Below are 15,305 nucleotides of genomic sequence, written 5' to 3'. Positions count from 1 at the left end.
CATGATCGACCGGGCGCTGATCGGAACCACCGTGGCCTCGGGCGCCGTCCATGTCGAGCGTGGCCGGCTGCGACTGTTCGCCAAGGCCGTGGGCCTGCGCGATCCCGCCTGCTTCGACCTGGACGCGGCGCGGGCCGCGGGCTATCCGGACCTGCTGGTGCCGCCCACCTACGCCTTCACGCTGGAGAGCGACCTGCCGGGTCGGCGCGCGATTGCGGAGGTCCTCGGCGTGCCGCCGGCCCGCATGCTGCACGGGGAACAGTCGTTCGAATGGCTGGGCGACGCGTTCGCCGGGCAGACCCTTCACGTTTCGGCCCGCATCACCGGCATCGAATCGAAGAAGGGCGGCCTGCTCGAGGCGGTCGAGCGCCGGACCACCGTCACCCACGCCGACGGGCGGCCCGTCGCCAACCTGGTCAGCGTCCTGGTGGTGCGCCATGGCTGACCTGCCCCACCAAGGCTTCGCCTCGCTGTCCGCCGTCGAGGTGGGACAGGCGCTCGTCATCGAGGACGCCGAACCCGTGACCCGCCTGGCCCTCGCGCTCTATGCCGGTGGCTCGGGCGACCACCACCCCGTGCACGTGGACAGCGACTACGCTCGCGAGCACGGCATGGGCGACGTGATCGCCCACGGCATGTACACCTGCGCGCGAATGCTGCGCCTGTTCACCGACCGGTGGCCACAGCAGGCACTGCGGTCCTGCCGCGTGAGATTCACCGCGCCGGTGCCGCCGGGCGCCCGCCTGTCGCTGCGCGCCGTCGCGCAGAGCATCTCCACCACCGGCGCCGAGCGCCGGGTCTCGTTCGCCGTGACGCTGACCGACACGGCAGGCGAAATCAAGTTGCGCGGCGAGCTGGCCCTGGCCTGCCCGCTGTGCTGAAGGTCCATCCCAACCACAAGGAGACTCCCGTGAACCGTGCAACCCTCCTCCCCCGCCGCACCGTGCTGGCGGCCCTGGCTTCCTCGCTGCTCGTCGCCGCCGCCCCTGCGGCTTTTGCGCAGGCCGCCTGGCCCTCGGGCCCGTTGAAGCTGATCCTGGGCTTCGCGCCCGGCGGTGCCGGCGACGTGACCGCGCGCCTGATGGCGCAGAAGTATTCCGCCGCGCTGGGGCAGCCCGTCGTCGTGGAGAACAAGCCCGGCGCCAACTCCACCATCGCGGCGACCGCCGCGGCCAAGTCCGCGCCGGACGGCAACACCCTCTACATGGGGACCAGCACCGACCTGACCGTCGCGCCCACCGTCATGGGCCACCAGATCCAGTACAACGTCGAGCGCGACTTCACGCCGCTGGGCGGCCTGGTGACGGCGCCCAACATGCTGGTGGTGCCCGCCAACTCGCCTTTCAACAGCGTGGCCGACCTGGTGCGGCACGCCAAGGCCAACCCCAACACCCTCAACTTCGCCAGTTTCGGCGGCATCACCACCTCCTACCTGGCGGCGGAGCTGCTGAAGAACCAGGGTGGCGTCGAGATGACGCACGTGCCGTTCAAGGGCAGCGCGCTCGCCATCACGGAACTGCTGGCCGGCCGCATCGACCTGTTCTTCGACACGGTCGCGTCCTCCGCGCCGCACGTGAAGGCGGGCAAGCTCAAGGCCCTGGCCGTCACCAGCGCCACCCGCTCGCAGCTGGTGCCCGACGTGCCCACGATGCGCGAGCAAGGCTTCCCCAGCTTCGTGTTCGGCTCCACCATCGGCATGCTGATCCCCTCCGGCACGCCGGCGCCCATCGCCCAGCGGCTGCAGGCCGAGACCGCCAAGATCATGGCCATGCCGGACGTGCGCGCCCGGTTCGTCGAGCTGGGCATGATCCCGGTCGCGCTGGGCCCCAAGGAGTACTCGGACTTCATCCGGGCCGAAGCTGCCCGCACGGCCAAGCTGATCCAGGACAACAAGCTGAAGTTCGAGTGACCGGCATGGCCACCCCGGGTTGCTTCTCCCCCGTGCTGCACGCGGGCCGGCGTGCGGTCGTCACCGGGGCCGCGCGCGGCATCGGCCTGGGCATCGCGCAGCGCCTGCTGCGCGAAGGCGCGGACGTGGCGCTGGTCGACCTCGACCGCGCCGCCCTGGACGAAGCGCTGAGCGGCCTGCCGCAAGGCGGCGGGCGCGCTCTGGCGGTCGTCTGCGACGTGTCCCGCGAGGACGAGGTGCAGCAGATGGCCCGCCGCGTGACGCAGGCCTTCGGCGGCATCGACATCCTGGTCAACAACGCCGCGATCTCGCCCAAGCACCAGGGCCGCAAGGCGACCGTGGCGCAGGCCACGCTGCAGGAATGGCGCCAGGTGCTGGACGTCAACCTGACCAGCGCGTTCCTGTGCGCGCGGGCCTGCCTGCCGGGCATGGTCGAGGCGCGCTGGGGCCGCATCGTGAACATCGCCTCGCAGGCGGGACGAACGCGCAGCGAGATCTCGGGGGCGCACTACGGCGCGTCCAAGGCCGGCCTGGCCAGCCTGGCCCGGACGCTGGCCTGCGAGGTGGGCGAGCTCGGCATCACGGTCAACGCCGTGGCGCCGGGACGCATCGACACCCCGATGGCGCAGACCGTCAGCCCCGAGGTCAACGAGCGCTACCGCGCCAACATCCCGGTCCGCCGCTTCGGCACGCCCGACGACGTGGCCGCCGCGGTGTCCTACCTCGCGAGTGTCGACGCCGGCTTCGTCACCGGCGCCACGCTGGATGTCAACGGCGGGGCCTTCATGATCTGAGGGCCGGAGGATGGTGAGTGCCCGCATGGAGCACTCCGCTTTCCGCTCCGCCCGACACACTGTCTTGCAACTGCGTACCAAACCTGCACCCGGCGTACGCCGGGGGTTTGCGGGGCCTGGCGAGCATGGAGGCTCCAACTACGGAGCAAACCGGACATGACAGCCAAGACCATCGTCTGCAGCATCGCCATCGCCTCCCTGGGCTTTTCTTCCCTGTCGTTCGCCCAACCTGCGCGCCACGAGGTACGCCAGGATGCGCGCGAAGCCCGGCAGGACATCCGGGAGGCCCAGCGCGATCTGCGCCAGGCCGACAACCCCCGGGAAGCCCGCGAGGCGCGGCAGGACCTTCGCGAAGCGCAGCGCGACCTGCGGGAGGCGCGCGAGGCGCGTGAAGCGCGCGAAGACCGGCGCCACGTCCGCCGCTACCACGACGCGCGCGGCGCCGAATTCCGGCGCGGCGGCCGGATCCCCGGGGAGCTGCGCCATCGGGAGTACGTGGTGTCCAACTGGCGCGGCCACCACCTGTCCGCGCCGCCCCGCGGCTACCAGTGGGTGCAGGTCGGGCCGGACTACGTGCTCGCCGCGGTCGCGACGGGCATCATCGCCAGGCTGGTGTTCGGCTCGTGACGGGCCGGGGCGCGGTCAGGCGGTCAGGTGACCGCCCTCGCCTGCGAGATCGACGTGGCGGCCAGGAGCACGTGCGGCAGCAGCTGCTCCTCGGCCCGCTCCAGCGTCCAGCGGGTGGAAGGCACGGAGATGTTGACCGCGCCGATCGGCTCGCCCTGGTGGCCGGTGATCGCGGCGGCGATGGAGATGTCGCCGATCACCGTCTGGTTCTGCACCAGCGCGAAGCCCCGCTTCGCGGCGTCGTCGATGTGGCGCAGCAGCAGCTGGGGGTCGGTCTCCGTCATCGGGGTGATCGCCTGCAGCGGCGTGGAGCGGATGACCTCTTCGCGGTGGGCGATGTCCAGCTTGGAGAGCATCGCGCGCCCCGAGGCGGTGAACACCGCCGGCAACCGCGAACCGACCGCGATGTCCACGTTCACCAGGTGCCGGCCCGGGAACCGCGCCAGGAACACGATGTCGGTGCCATCCAGTTCCTGCAGGTTGGAGGTCTCGCCCACCGAGTGCGTGATCTCCAGCAGGTAGGGCGCGGCGCGGTCGATGATCTCGCGCGAGCGCAGGTAGTTGTACGACAGGCGCAGCACCTTGGAGGCCAGGCCGTAGAGCGGCGACTCGGGCAGGCGGCGGATGTAGCCCAGTTGCTCCATCGTGTGCACCAGCCGCTGCGTGGCGCTGCGGTCCAGGTTGGCCGCGCGCGCGATCTCGGCCATCGACATCAGGCGCTGCGTGTCGCGGAAGGCCTCCAGCACCTGGAAGGCTTTTTCCACCGATCCGACGAACAGCGACGAGCGCTCGGGCTGCAGCCGCAGCGCTTCGCGGTTCGGTTTGGTCGACATGCTGGTGGTTCGCTCCGTGTCCTCACAGCGCCCGCAGGCGCTGCCGGTGATCTTCGCACAGCGAGCTGGCGTCCAGCCGGCTGGCAGCCGTCACGCCCAGGAGGCGCAGCGTGGTCTCGAATTCGCTGCGCAGGATCTCCAGCACCTCCGCCGCGCCTTGCGGGCCGCGCGCGGCCAGGCCGTACAGCGGGGCGCGTCCCAGCAGCACCGCCTTCGCGCCCAACGCGAGGGCCTTGGCGATGTCGCTGCCGCGGCGCACGCCGCCGTCGATGAAGACGTGCATGCGGTCGCCGGCCACGTCGACGATCTCGGGCAGCCGCTCCAGCGAACTCGGGGCGCCCTCCAGCTGGCGTCCGCCGTGGTTGCTCACCACGATGCCGTCGGCGCCGTGGTCCCGCGCGGTGCGGGCGTCCTCGGCGCTGAGGATGCCCTTCACGATCACCGGGCCCGCCCAGTGCCGGCGCACCCAGGCCAGGTCGCCCCAGTTCAGCGACATGTCCATCTGGCGGCTCATCGCGGCGGCCTGCTTGCGCAGGTCGGGCGACAGGCCCGAGCTGCGCGCCAGGTTCACCAGCTGGGGCGAGCCGCCCTGCCGCAGCATGCGCAGGCACCAGCGCGGGTGGCGGGCCAGGTCGGCCATCAACCGCGGCGTCCACGGCACCGGCATGCGGAAGCCGTTGCGCACGTCGTGGTCGCGCTTGCCGTGCACCATGGTGTCCACGGTGAGCATCAGTGCATGGAAGTTCGCGGCGCGGGCGCGCGCCATCATGTCCTCGGCGATGCGGCGCTCACGCTGCACATAGAGCTGCAGCCACAGCTCGCCTTCGCTGGCGGCCCGCACGTCCTCCAGCAGCGAGGTGGAAGCGGTCGACAGCACGAAGGGCACGCCGGCGTCGCGCGCGGCGCGGGCCAGCGCTTCTTCGGCGCGCGGCCAGTACAGGCCGTTCAGCCCGGTGGGGCCGACCAGCATCGGCAGCGCCTGCCGGCGGCCGAACAGCTCGACGCCGGTGTCCACCTGCGCCACGTCCTGCAGCGCGCGCGGGCGGAACAGCACCGCCTGCCAGGCCTCGACGTTGCGCGCCAGCGTGCGGCCGTCCTCCGCGCCGCCTTCCAGGTAGTCGAACGCGAAACGGGCGAGCCGGCGGCGCGCCAGTTCGCGGTAGTCCTTGACGGCGGGGAGCATGCTCAACCCAGCGCGGACTCGGCGCGCAGCCGCTCGGAAAGCTCCGCGCGCAAGCGCTCCGTCAGCTCGGCGGCGGCCGGCACCAGGGGCGCCAGCACGCGCGGCGCATCCACGCCGATCAGGTCCCAGGCGGACTTGAGCGGCCCGGGATTGGTCTCGCCGAAGGCCAGGTCCAGCAGCGGGATCAGGGTGCGGTGCATCGCCATGGCTTCCGCGGTGCGTCCGGCCTTGCACAGTTCGTAGAGCGCGCGCCAGGTGCGCGGCAGCGCGGTGGCCGTGACGATGATGCCGCCGCGGGCACCCGCGGCCATCTGCACCGGGAACAAAGTGTCCTCGCCGCTGAGCACCGAGAAGCTGTCCGACACGCCGGCCACGACCTTGAGGAAGTGGTACAGGTCGGTGTTGCAGGCCTTCATGCCGACGATGTTCTCGTGGCGCGACAGCTCGTGCAGCACCTCCGGCGCGATGGCGATGCGGGTGCGGTACGGGATCTCGTAGATCACCACCGGCACCGGCGACGCGTCGGCGTAGCGCATGAAGTAGTCGCGGATGCCGCGCTGGGTCGGGGTGGTGTAGAACGGGGTCAGCACCATCAGCGCGTCGGCGCCGGCATTGGCGAAGGCCTTGCCGTTGGCCAGCGCGTCGTGGAAGCCCGTGTCCAGCACGCCGGCCACCACCGGCACGGCACCGCCGGCGGCCTCGGCCGTCAGCGCCGCCATGCGGACGCGCTCCCCGCGCGGCAGCGCGCCGTACTCGCCGGTGCCACCCAGGGGGACGATGCCGTCCACCTTCTGGCGCACCAGCTGCTGCACCAGCGTGCGCACGGCCTTGTCGTCGATGCGGTCCTCGGCCGTCACGGGCGTCGGGATCGCGGGGAAGATGCCGCGCAGGTGCGCGCAAGTGAGTCGGGTCTGCATGGGAATCCTGGAAAAACGGTTCAACGGGCGGCGGCGCGGCGCCGCAGCCACTCGGCCAGCGAGATGAGCGCGGCCACGAAGACGAAGAGGCAGGTGGACACCGCGGCGATCACGGGCGAGATCTGCAGGGTCACCTCGTCCCAGAACTGCTTGGGCAGCGTGGACGTGAGACCGCCCGAGGCGAACAGCGAGATGGTCAGCTCGTCGAACGAGGTGGCGAAGGCGAACAGGAAGGACGACAGCATCCCCGCCCCGAGGATCGGGAAGGTGACGTGCCTCAGGGTCTGCCACGGCGTGGCGCCCAGGCTCTGCGCCGCCAGGTCCAGCCGCGTGTCGTAGTTGCGCAGCACCGCCATCATGGTCATGACCACGTAGGGCACGGCGATCACCGTGTGGCCGATGGCCAGGCCCAGCGAGGTGCCCACCAGTCCCACCCGCGCGAAGAAGTAGAACATCCCCACCGCGATGATGATGCGGGGGATGATGATGGGCGACAGCACGAAGGCCAGCATCAGCGACTTGCCGCGCATCTGCCCGCGCACCAGCAGGAAGGCGACCGGCGTGCCGATGGCCATGGCCAGCAGCGCCGCGACGAAGCCGATCCCCAGCGAACGCACGGCCGCGGACATCCACAGCGGCGAGGCGACCAGGCTCTGGTAGTGCTGCAGGGTGAAGCCCGAGGGCGGCCAGTTCAGCCCGGTCTTGCCGAACGACAGCGGGATCATCAGCAGCGCCGGCACGCTGAGGAACACCAGCACCAGCAGGGCCAGGCCGCGCAGCGGCAGCGAGGTGCCCGCCTCGTGCAGGGACCGCCGCCGCGGGAACAGCGCGATCACCCGGTCGCTCACCGTGCCCAGCGCGCCCAGCGTCGCATCGCCCAGCTTGTGCAGCGGCCCTTCCCTGGCCGCCCGCACGCGGTCGCGGGCGGAGGCGCCGGTCATCGTCGACAGGCCCAGCACCTTGTCGTAGAACGCGAACACCGCCATCACCACCACCAGCATCAGCACCGCGATCGAACCGGCGAAGCCCCAGTTCATGATCTGCAGCACCTGCTCGATGATGAGCTGGGTGATCATGATCTCCTTGCGGCCGCCCAGCAGCTGCGGGACGATGAAGAAGCCGATGGCGGTGACGAACACCATGATCGCGCCCGCGGCCACGCCCGGCATCGAGAGCGGGAAGTAGATGCGCCAGAAGGCGGTGCCCGGCCGGGCGCCCAGCGTGAGGGCCGCGCGCGGCAGGTTGCGGTCGATGTTCTCCATCACCGACAGCATGGTCAGCACGGCCAGCGGCATCAGCGCGTGCACCATGCCCACCAGCACGGCGCCCATGCTGTAGAGCAGGCTGGTGGGCGTGTCCTGCAGGCCCAGCGCGGTCAGGAGCTGGTTCACCACGCCATTGCGGCCCAGCATCACGACCCAGGCGAACGCGCGCACCAGGAAGCTGGTCCAGAACGACAGCAGCACCCAGAACACCCAGCGCGCCTTGCGGTCCTTCTGCAGCGAGGAGATCAGGTAGGCCACGGGGTAGCCCGCCACCACCGACAGCACCGTGGTCCACAGCGAGATCTTCAGCGTGATGAGCATCACGTTGAAGTACACGGAGGATTCGAACAGCTGGCGGTACTTGGCCAGCGAGAACTCGCCGCCGCTGTAGACCGACAGCAGCAGCAGCTGGCCCACCGGGTAGACCAGCAGCACCGTGAGCAGCAGCACCAGCGGCGCCGCCATCAGCACGGGCTTGAGCCATTCGGGGCGGCGGCGCGCCGCCGGACGCACAGCGGCGCCCGCACCGGCGGTGGCGACCTGAACGCTCATGCCTCCTCCGGCACGGCCACGGCGTCGCCGCGGCTCCAGTGCAGCGTGATGTCGTCGCCGATGGCATGCGGCGCCGTGCCGCTGGACGTGGGGTAGCACATCACCAGGGGCTCGGGTCCCGCGGAGGGCGCCGAGACGTACAGCTTGGTCAGGCTGCCGGTGATCATGCTGTCCAGCACCTTGCCGTGCACGGCGTTCACGTCACCCGCGCCGGCGCGCACCGCGATGTTCTGCGGCCGCACCATCACGCGAACCTTGCTGCCGGCCGAAAGCGGGGCGTGCACGGCGGCCAGGGCGCGGCCACCGTTCTGCGCCAGCTGCACCTGCGCCTCGCCGCCCTCGACGCTCTCCACCGTGCCCGCCAGCAGGTTGGATTCGCCCAGGAAGTCCGCCACGAACAGCGTGCGCGGTCGGAAGTACAGGTCCGAGGGCGTGCCCAGCTGCTCCACCCGCCCCTGGTTCATCAGGCAGATGCGGTCGGACATCGTCATCGCCTCTTCCTGGTCGTGGGTGACGTAGACGATGGTCGTGCCCAGTTCCCGGTGGATGCGCTTGATCTCCAGCTGCATCTGGTCGCGCAGCTTCTTGTCCAGCGCGCCCAGCGGCTCGTCCATCAGCACGATGGCCGGCTTGTAGACCAGGCAGCGCGCCAGCGCGATGCGCTGCTGCTGCCCGCCGGAAAGCTCCTTGGGATAGCGCTGGGAGAGGTGCGGCAGCCGCACCAGCTCCAGCGCCTCCATCGCCCGCCGCTTCGCGCTGGCGGCATCCACGTTGCGCATCTTGAGCGGGAAGGCGATGTTCTCCGCCACGGTCATGTGCGGGAACAGCGCGTAGTTCTGGAACACCATGCCGATGTCGCGCTCGTAGGGCGCGCCATGCGTGACGTCCTGGCCGTCGATCAGCAGCCGGCCGCCGTCCGGCAGGGCCAGGCCGGCGATCAGGCTGAGCAGGGTGGTCTTGCCGGAGCCCGAAGGCCCCAGCAGCGTGAGGAACTCGCCCTTGGCAACCTCCAGGTCGGTGGGTGCGAGGGCCACGAAGTCGCCGTAGCGTTTCGTGAGTCCGGAGATCTGGAGGCTGGACGAATTCATGGCGTTGGCCTGGACTTACTTGAGGACCCAGCTGTTGAAGCGCTCGGTGACGGCGGCCTGGTTGTCCAGCCAGTACTTGGCGTTGATCTGCACGCCATTCTTCATGTTGTCCGGGTGGGTCGGCGAATGCTTGGCGACTTCCGGCTTCATGAACTTGAAGGCCTCGGGCTGCGTCACGCCGGCCGGGTAGAAGTCGCCCTGCTGCGCCATCCGCTTGACGTCGGAGGCGAACTTGATGAACTCGCGGCAGGCGTCGGCGTTGGGCGTGCCGGCGAGGATGGACCAGTTGTCCACGCCCCAGAGGTTCTGGTTCCAGACGATGGCGACGGGCGCGCCGTCCGCGATGGCCTGCTGCGGACGCGAGGCCCAGGTGGCGATCATGTCGACTTCACCAGAGGTGAGCAGCTGCGTGGCCTGCGCACCGGAGTTCCACCACACGTCGACGTTCGGCTTGATCTTGTCGAGGTTGGCGAAGGCCTGCTCGAGGTTGAGCGGGTACAGCGACGCGGGCGCGACGCCGGAGGCCATCAGCGATTCCTCCAGCGTGTCGAAGGGGTGCTTGCGGATCGCGCGGCGGCCCTTGAAGTCCTTGACGTTCCACAGGTCGGCCCAGGAGTTGGGCGCCTTGCGGTTCTTGAAGGCGTCGGTGCGGTAGGCCAGCACGGTGCTGTACACGTTGGTGCCCACGCCGTAGGGCGACATGAACTGCTTGGGGATGGTGCGCACGTTGGGATCGTTCTCCAGGCCGTGCTTTTCCAGGTAGACCTTGCCGCCTTCGGTCAGCAGCAGGATGGCGGGCTGGCTGATCTTGCCCATGTCCCAGGTGTAGTTCCTGGTCTCCACCATGGACTTGATCTGCGCCACCGGCTCGGCGTTGGCCTGCACGCCGACCACCTCGATGCCGGTCTTCTGCGTGAAGGGCTTGTAGAAGCACTCGGCGTAGGCCTTGGTGTAGATGCCGCCGTCGTCCCGCACCACGATGCGCTTGGACTGCGCGCGCGCGAAGCGCAGCACGGCCGGCGAAGCCAGGAGCCCGGTGGCGGCCGCCACCTGGAGCGCGCGGCGGCGCGAGGGATTGGACAGGTTCAGGTCTTTCATCGGGATCTCCTGTGGGACGGTCAAGGACCGGGGCGGGGGGAAGCGGACGGCAGGAGCCGTCCCGGGTTGAAAAGGGCTTGGGGGTCGATCAGGGCCTTGATGCCGCGCATCAGGTCCACCTCGACGCCGGGCTTGAACAGCGCCATCTCGTCGGTCAGCACCTGGCCGATGCCGTGCTCGGCGCTGAAGGTGCCGCCCAGCGCGTGGGCCACCTCGTTGACCGCATGCTTGACGGCGTGCGCCGTGGCGTCGGCATCCTGGAAGGCGCGCCACTGCTCGAAGCTGGCCTGCGGGATGAAGTGCACGTTGCCGTCGCCCAGGTGGGCCACCACGATGATGGGCGCGCCGGGCAGGATGCGGTGCGCGGCCTCGGTGGCGCGCTCGATGAAGGCGGGCACCGCGGAGACGGGGACGGCCGGATCGGTGTTGATGCCCATGCCGGCCTTCTTGTTGCCCTCGGACACGCTGTGGCGCACCTCCCACCAGGCGGCCCGCTGGGCCCCGCTGGCGGCCACCGCGGCGTCGAGCACCAGTCCGTCTTCCACGCCCTGCGCCAGCACCTCCTGCAGCGCGTCCTGCAGCACCTGTTCGCCGCCGGTGTCCGACAGCTCCACCAGCACGTGCCAGGGATGCCGCGACGAGACCGGCGCGCGGCGGTTCGCCACGTGGGCCAGCACGATGTTCAGCTGGACGTCGTTGACCATCTCGAAGGCCGAGAGCACCCCGCCGCTGCGCTGCTGGAAGCGGCCCAGCATCTCCAGCGCCAGGGTCGGCGAAGCCAGCGCCATCCACGCCGTGGCGTGCGAATCGGGCAGCGGGTGCAGCTTGAGCGTGGCGCCGGTGATCACGCCCAGCGTGCCTTCCGAGCCGATGAACAGGTGCTTGAGGTCGAAGCCGGTGTTGTTCTTGCGCAGGCCGTACAGGCCGTTCCAGATGCGGCCATCGGGGAGCACGACCTCCAGCCCCAGCACGTTCTCGCGCGTGTTGCCGTAGCGCAGGACGCCGGTGCCGCCCGCGTTGGTGGCGAGGTTGCCGCCGATCTGGCAGGAGCCCTCGGCCCCGAGGCTCACGGGGTACAGCCGTCCCTGTTCGGCCGCCGCCTGCTGCACCTGCGCCAGGACGCAGCCCGCGTCCACCTCCATCGAGTTGTTGGCGATGTCGATCGAGCGGATGCGGCGCATGCGCGCCAGGCTGATCACGACCCAGGGCTCGCCGTCGGCGCGCGGCACCGAGCCTTCGCACAGGCTGGTGTTGCCGCCCTGCGGGACCATCGGCACCCCCGCCCGGGCACAGGCCTGCACCACGTCGGACACCTGCTGCGTGCTGGCCGGCAGCACCACGCAGCAGGCCAGGCCGCGGTACCGCCCGCGCCAGTCCTCCACGTAGCCGGCGACGTCGGCGGGCGCCGTCAGCACGGCGTCCGCGCCCAGGAGGTCTGTCAGTCGCGAGATGAGGGCATCCATCGCCCGCATCTTGTTCTGTGCGGAATCAAATTGCAAGTATCCGATATACGCACACTACTAATTGCATAACAATCACATCACAGGGATGGGCTACCCCTTGCGCCAGGGCCCTTCGATCACGAGCGTCAGGCCCGGGCCCTGGATGTTCACGAACAGCAACCGGCCATCGTGCGAGAAGCAGCCGCCGCAGAATTCGCTGCCGTTGATCGCGTTCCCGGCCACGCGGAACAGCTGGCCTGTGCTGTCCAGGCCGACGATGTTGTTGCCGCCACTGCCGTCCTCGAACATGTAGAGCCGGCCGTCCGGGCCCACGGTGATGTTGTCGGGGGCGTCGAGCACGGCGCGGTTCGTCGGCTCCACGACCAGCGTGACGGTCTCGCGCACGGGGTCGTGGGCCCACACCTGGCCGGCCGCGATGTCGCCGCCGCTGGTGCAGCAGAAATAGACCAGGCCATCGCCGTACCAGGCGCCTTCGCCGCGCACGAACCGGGCGGCCCCCTGCGCCTGGCCCTGGCCCCGCGTGCTGCTGGCGGGCGAGTTGTCGCGCGGGTCCGGCTCCGGGATGTCGACCCAGTCGACCGCCAGCCGCTGGTTCAACCGTTCCAGGAAGCCCCTGCCCGTGTTGACGCCGGCAGGAGACTCCCGAAGCCTGAGCGCCTGCAGCCGGCCCCCCAGGATCAGCTGCCCGCGGGTGTGCGGGACATACCGGTAGAACAGGCCGTCGCCGGTGTCCTCGGTCTGGTAGACGATGCCCGTGCGCGGGTCGGTGGCGGTAGCCTCGTGGTTGAAGCGCCCCATGCCGACGAGGGGCTTGGCCGCGGTCGGGCCGGCCGCCAGAGCCGGCACTTCGAACACGTAGCCATGGCGCTGCTGGTAGGTCGAGGGTGCGGCGTCGGGCAGCGAGGTGCTTTCCTCGCAGGTCAGCCAGCTGCCCCAGGGCGTGGGGCCGCCGGCGCAGTTGTTGTTGGTGCCGCCCAGGGACGCGAAGTCGCGCAGCAGGCGCCCCCGCGAATCCAGGACCAGGGTCGTCGTGCCACCGTTGGCGTACGGGTCGAACTTCAGGCCGGCCGGCACATCGACGCCCTTGTCGTTGCCGAACTTCACCTCCCGGTTGCCGAGCTCGTGGTTGCGGACCAGGAGGATCGTCCCCTGCGGGCCCGGGAAGCAGGCCATGCCGTCGTGGTCGCCGGGCACCAGGCTGCCATCGCTCATGGCCTGGCCGGTGCACGACACCGCCCAGTAGCGGAAGCCGGGCGGCAGCGCCAGCAGCGGCTGGTTGCGGTAGTCGAACACGCCGGCCACGGCGAGGTCCGCGGTGTTCAACGGCAGGGTCGGCGCCGGGTCGCCGAAGCCGGGCCCGAAAGATGGCGAGACATCGGCGGCACGGGCGTAGAGGGCGGCCAGCGGCGCGACCATCGCGCCCGTGCCCACGAGCTTCATGAAGTTGCGGCGGGAGGAAGTCATCCGGACTGGAGCAGCGCGCGGGCGATCAGGCTGGCCCCCGTGACCAGCAGGACGCAGTACAGCAGCCGCATGAAACGCGATCGCTCCATACCCAGGGTGACGCGGTGCCCCAGGTACAAGCCCAGCACCATCGCCGGGAGCAGGCACGCGACGAGCCAGAGCAGCGCCACATCGAAATACCGACCGGCCGCCGCGAACAGCGCCACCCGCAGGAACGAGCTGAACATCAGCACCGCGGTCTGGGTGGCGCGGATCTGCGCGGGCTCCTCGATGCGTCGCACCAGGTACATCGAGTAGACCCACCCGCCGGCGCCGAAGAGCGCGCTCAGCACGCCACCGGCGAGGCCGTACCACCACGCCCAGCGCGGCGCCACCGGCCGGGCCGCGGCCTTCGGTCTCAGTCCCTGCAGCGCGTACAGGCACACGAAGACGCCCAGGGCGAGCATGAGCGTGCGGACCGGCACCGCGAACAGGAGCCAGGCGCCCACGGCGCTCCCGGCGAACATCGGAGGCAGCAGCCGCCACACCTCGCGCTTCACCACCTGCGCGCCCATGCGGATGCCGTTGCCCGTGGCGGCCAGGAAGTCGGTGGCCGCCACCGCCGGCACCGCGGTGGACAGCGGCACCACGTGCGCGATGACCGGCACCGCGACCAGGGTGGTGCCGAAACCCACCATGCCGAACACCAGGTAGCCGGCGGTGATCGCCGGCCACGTCGTCAGGAGAACGAACCACTCAGGCATGGCGAGCGCCGGCCGCGGACGTCGCGTCAGGCCGGTGTCGGCGAAGCCATCAGCACGAAACCCTTGCGCGGCAGCTGCAGGGAAATCAGGCCCGCCCCGATCAGCAGCACGCCCGCGGCGCCGAAGGCCACCCAGTGCGTGCCGTAATGCTCGTACCCCCAGCCGCCCAGCCAGGAGCTGAGCATCCCGCCGATCTGGTGGCCAAGGTAGGCCGTTCCATAGAGCACGCCCACCAGCCGCACGCCGTAGACGTCCGCGAGGATGGCCGAGGACAGCGCGATGCTGCCGGCCCACACCAGCCCGCCGATGGTGGAGGTGAGGTACAGCTCCCAGTGCGTTCCCACCACGACCAGCGCGAAGAACCCGAGTCCCCGCACGAAGTAGATGGTCGCCAGGATGTGCCGGCGGGGCAGCCGGTCGGCCAGCCGCCCCAGCACCAGCGTGCCGCCGATCGCGACGAAGCCGATCAGGCCGATGCCCATCGAGCTGGTGAACACGTCGAAGCCGTGGTCCATGAGCATGGGCATGCCGTGGGTGCCCAGCAGGTTCATGCTGAAACCGCAGGCGAACAGGCCAAAGAAGATCTTCCAGAAGGGCGCCGTGCGCATCGCCTCGCGCAGCTTCAGGCTCTGCGGCTGCACGCCGCTGCGCGCTCGCTGCGCGGCGAATTCCTCGGGGCCCAGGTCCGTGTGATCGGGGGCGCCGTCGCGGATCACGAACAGGGCAGCGGGCAGCGTGAACAGCGTGAAGGCCGCGGCAAATCCCACCAGCGTCGCACGCCAGCCGAAATGCTCGATGGAGAAGCTGAGGACCGGCGTCATCACCGCCATGCCCGCCATCGAGCCCGTCGACAGGAAGAACAGCGCCATCCCCCGGCGGCGCGTGAACCAGTTGCTGATCACGGGCGTCACCGCCACCGGGCTGGTGAAGGCCAGTCCCACCGAGAGCAGGAGGCCGAAGGCCAGCAGGAAGCCGAATGCATCCGCTGCCACCACGGTCCACCACGTGGCAGCGATGACCAGCGCGTTCCCCAGGAGCAGGACCGGGGGGGTGCCGAAGCGCGCGATCAGCATGCCGGCCAGCGGCATCGCCAGTCCGTAAGCCAGCATCCCGACCGCCACGATGGTCGACAGGAGGCTGCGGCTGAAGCCGAGGTCTTGCGCCATCGGCAGGAAGAAAGGACCGAAGCTCAGGCGCATGCCCGAGGACAGCAGGGTCAGGAAAGCCGCCGCGGCGACGATGTTCCAGCCGAAGTACCAGCGCGCCGTCATGGGTTGATCATATGCAAGCCGGGCCAGCAGCTCATTGTCGAAATGCGTTCGCCCTGCGCTGCTTTCCTCCTCGGGGCATGGGAGCGGGCGCCGGAGAT

General features: G+C 70.2%; 15 protein-coding genes. 5 read left to right on the top strand and 10 right to left on the bottom strand.

Annotated elements, in window-relative coordinates; all coding sequences use genetic code 11:
- The first annotated feature begins 1 nt into the window (after position 1).
- The 5 genes from ASG30_RS04580 (at position 2) to ASG30_RS04560 (ending at position 3,330) form a co-directional block, all read left to right on the top strand.
- On the top strand, positions 2-445 hold the full coding sequence (locus ASG30_RS04580) for a MaoC family dehydratase N-terminal domain-containing protein (protein WP_055893297.1): 444 nt from the start codon (positions 2-4) through the stop codon (positions 443-445).
- The gene (locus tag ASG30_RS04575; protein ID WP_055893295.1) at positions 438-881 is read left to right on the top strand and encodes a MaoC/PaaZ C-terminal domain-containing protein; all 444 of its coding nucleotides are present in this window, start codon (positions 438-440) and stop codon (positions 879-881) included. Before ASG30_RS04580 ends, ASG30_RS04575 begins: the two co-directional genes overlap by 8 nt.
- A 29-nt stretch (positions 882-910) precedes the next feature.
- Positions 911-1,909: a Bug family tripartite tricarboxylate transporter substrate binding protein gene (locus tag ASG30_RS04570; RefSeq protein ID WP_156385422.1), complete on the top strand. Its 999-nt coding sequence runs from the start codon at positions 911-913 to the stop codon at positions 1,907-1,909.
- Between the two features lie 5 nt (positions 1,910-1,914).
- Positions 1,915-2,703: an SDR family oxidoreductase gene (locus tag ASG30_RS04565; RefSeq protein ID WP_055893441.1), complete on the top strand. Its 789-nt coding sequence runs from the start codon at positions 1,915-1,917 to the stop codon at positions 2,701-2,703.
- 156 nt (positions 2,704-2,859) lie between these two features.
- Positions 2,860-3,330, top strand: coding sequence for an RcnB family protein (locus ASG30_RS04560; protein ID WP_055893291.1), 471 nt, complete (start codon positions 2,860-2,862; stop codon positions 3,328-3,330).
- 23 nt (positions 3,331-3,353) lie between these two features.
- On the opposite strand, the gene ASG30_RS04555 is transcribed toward ASG30_RS04560, so the two are convergent.
- From ASG30_RS04555 to ASG30_RS04510, 10 genes are all read right to left on the bottom strand, one after another.
- Positions 3,354-4,163, bottom strand: coding sequence for an IclR family transcriptional regulator (locus ASG30_RS04555; RefSeq protein WP_055893288.1), 810 nt, complete (start codon positions 4,161-4,163; stop codon positions 3,354-3,356).
- Between the two features lie 22 nt (positions 4,164-4,185).
- Positions 4,186-5,346 (bottom strand): alpha-hydroxy acid oxidase, encoded by a 1,161-nt coding sequence (locus ASG30_RS04550; protein ID WP_055893285.1) that lies wholly within the window; start codon positions 5,344-5,346, stop codon positions 4,186-4,188.
- A 2-nt stretch (positions 5,347-5,348) separates the two neighbouring features.
- On the bottom strand, positions 5,349-6,263 hold the full coding sequence (locus ASG30_RS04545; protein ID WP_055893283.1) for a dihydrodipicolinate synthase family protein: 915 nt from the start codon (positions 6,261-6,263) through the stop codon (positions 5,349-5,351).
- A 20-nt stretch (positions 6,264-6,283) separates the two neighbouring features.
- Positions 6,284-7,993, bottom strand: coding sequence for an ABC transporter permease subunit (locus tag ASG30_RS04540; RefSeq protein WP_200947248.1), 1,710 nt, complete (start codon positions 7,991-7,993; stop codon positions 6,284-6,286).
- A gap of 83 nt (positions 7,994-8,076) precedes the next feature.
- Entirely contained in the window at positions 8,077-9,168 is a 1,092-nt protein-coding gene (locus ASG30_RS04535) for an ABC transporter ATP-binding protein (RefSeq protein ID WP_055893270.1), read from the bottom strand.
- A 15-nt stretch (positions 9,169-9,183) separates the two neighbouring features.
- Positions 9,184-10,266, bottom strand: a complete 1,083-nt coding sequence (locus ASG30_RS04530; protein ID WP_055893267.1) for an ABC transporter substrate-binding protein — start codon at positions 10,264-10,266, stop codon at positions 9,184-9,186.
- A gap of 20 nt (positions 10,267-10,286) precedes the next feature.
- Positions 10,287-11,738 carry an FAD-binding oxidoreductase gene (locus tag ASG30_RS04525; protein ID WP_055893265.1) on the bottom strand — a complete coding sequence of 484 codons (1,452 nt, stop codon included), beginning with the start codon at positions 11,736-11,738 and terminating at the stop codon, positions 10,287-10,289.
- 81 nt (positions 11,739-11,819) lie between these two features.
- Positions 11,820-13,193 (bottom strand): alkaline phosphatase PhoX, encoded by a 1,374-nt coding sequence (locus ASG30_RS04520; RefSeq protein ID WP_055893262.1) that lies wholly within the window; start codon positions 13,191-13,193, stop codon positions 11,820-11,822.
- Positions 13,190-13,936, bottom strand: coding sequence for a sulfite exporter TauE/SafE family protein (locus tag ASG30_RS04515; protein ID WP_055893259.1), 747 nt, complete (start codon positions 13,934-13,936; stop codon positions 13,190-13,192). The genes ASG30_RS04520 and ASG30_RS04515 overlap by 4 nt, the downstream gene beginning before the upstream one ends.
- Positions 13,937-13,962: 26 nt before the next feature.
- Positions 13,963-15,207 (bottom strand): MFS transporter, encoded by a 1,245-nt coding sequence (locus ASG30_RS04510; RefSeq protein WP_055893258.1) that lies wholly within the window; start codon positions 15,205-15,207, stop codon positions 13,963-13,965.
- Positions 15,208-15,305: the final 98 nt, after the last annotated feature.

The organism is Ramlibacter sp. Leaf400, assembly GCF_001424545.1.
Lineage (GTDB): Bacteria > Pseudomonadota > Gammaproteobacteria > Burkholderiales > Burkholderiaceae_C > Ramlibacter.
This window is presented reverse-complemented; position numbering and strand designations above follow the sequence as displayed.

Excerpts from the sequence above, each read along its gene's own strand:
- ASG30_RS04535 (WP_055893270.1), bottom strand. The coding sequence starts at position 9,168 with ATGAATTCGTCCAGCCTCCAGATCTCCGGACTCACGAAACGCTACGGC.
- ASG30_RS04565 (WP_055893441.1), top strand. The coding sequence starts at position 1,915 with ATGGCCACCCCGGGTTGCTTCTCCCCCGTGCTGCACGCGGGCCGGCGT.
- ASG30_RS04550 (WP_055893285.1), bottom strand. The coding sequence starts at position 5,346 with ATGCTCCCCGCCGTCAAGGACTACCGCGAACTGGCGCGCCGCCGGCTC.
- ASG30_RS04530 (WP_055893267.1), bottom strand. The coding sequence starts at position 10,266 with ATGAAAGACCTGAACCTGTCCAATCCCTCGCGCCGCCGCGCGCTCCAG.
- ASG30_RS04580 (WP_055893297.1), top strand. The coding sequence starts at position 2 with ATGATCGACCGGGCGCTGATCGGAACCACCGTGGCCTCGGGCGCCGTC.
- ASG30_RS04515 (WP_055893259.1), bottom strand. The coding sequence starts at position 13,936 with ATGCCTGAGTGGTTCGTTCTCCTGACGACGTGGCCGGCGATCACCGCC.
- ASG30_RS04525 (WP_055893265.1), bottom strand. The coding sequence starts at position 11,738 with ATGCGGGCGATGGATGCCCTCATCTCGCGACTGACAGACCTCCTGGGC.
- ASG30_RS04545 (WP_055893283.1), bottom strand. The coding sequence starts at position 6,263 with ATGCAGACCCGACTCACTTGCGCGCACCTGCGCGGCATCTTCCCCGCG.
- ASG30_RS04510 (WP_055893258.1), bottom strand. The coding sequence starts at position 15,207 with ATGACGGCGCGCTGGTACTTCGGCTGGAACATCGTCGCCGCGGCGGCT.
- ASG30_RS04520 (WP_055893262.1), bottom strand. The coding sequence starts at position 13,193 with ATGACTTCCTCCCGCCGCAACTTCATGAAGCTCGTGGGCACGGGCGCG.
- ASG30_RS04540 (WP_200947248.1), bottom strand. The coding sequence starts at position 7,993 with ATGGCGGCGCCGCTGGTGCTGCTGCTCACGGTGCTGCTGGTCTACCCG.
- ASG30_RS04560 (WP_055893291.1), top strand. The coding sequence starts at position 2,860 with ATGACAGCCAAGACCATCGTCTGCAGCATCGCCATCGCCTCCCTGGGC.
- ASG30_RS04555 (WP_055893288.1), bottom strand. The coding sequence starts at position 4,163 with ATGTCGACCAAACCGAACCGCGAAGCGCTGCGGCTGCAGCCCGAGCGC.
- ASG30_RS04575 (WP_055893295.1), top strand. The coding sequence starts at position 438 with ATGGCTGACCTGCCCCACCAAGGCTTCGCCTCGCTGTCCGCCGTCGAG.